The sequence below is a fragment of the Pseudomonas sp. 05N434 genome, from assembly GCF_056396965.1.
Genome location: NZ_JBFTMK010001012.1, coordinates 1 through 681 on the forward strand (window position 1 = coordinate 1; position 681 = coordinate 681).

At 57.1% G+C, this 681-nt stretch carries 1 protein-coding gene; it reads left to right on the plus strand.

All coding sequences use genetic code 11. The annotated features are described in order from the left end of the window. Positions 1-32 precede the first annotated feature (32 nt). On the plus strand, positions 33-681 hold a 649-nt coding region (locus tag AC1DLB_RS31415; protein WP_477786457.1), incomplete at its 3' end, for an acyl-CoA dehydrogenase family protein.

The following is a 681-nucleotide window of genomic DNA, read 5'->3' on the forward strand; positions in this document are numbered from 1 at the left end:
CGTTATTTGACCCGATTCGAGAGGACTCACTCATGGGCGGTAAAGCTAGCTTCAACTGGATCGATCCCCTGGTGCTGGATCAACAGCTCACTGAAGAAGAACGCATGATTCGCGACACGGCCGAGCAGTTTGCTCAGCAGAAGCTCGCACCGCGTGTTCTCGAAGCTTTCCGTCATGAGAAGACTGACCCGGCGATCTTCCGTGAGATGGGTGAGGTGGGTCTGCTGGGGGCGACCATCCCTGAGCAATACGGTGGCAGCGGCCTGAACTATGTCAGCTACGGCCTGATTGCCCGTGAGGTCGAACGTGTCGACTCCGGCTATCGCTCGATGATGAGTGTGCAGTCTTCGCTGGTCATGGTTCCGATCAATGAATTCGGCACCGAAGCACAGAAGCAGAAATACCTGCCGAAGCTGGCCACGGGTGAATGGATTGGTTGCTTCGGTCTGACCGAGCCCAACCACGGTTCCGACCCGGGCGCGATGATTACTCGTGCACGCAAAGTGGAAGGTGGCTACAGCCTCACCGGTAGCAAGATGTGGATTACCAACAGTCCGATCGCTGATGTATTCGTGGTTTGGGCCAAGGACGATGCGGGCGACATTCGTGGCTTTGTGCTCGAGAAGGGCTGGAAAGGTCTGAGCGCTCCGGCGATTCATGGCAAGGTCGGCTTGCGTGCAT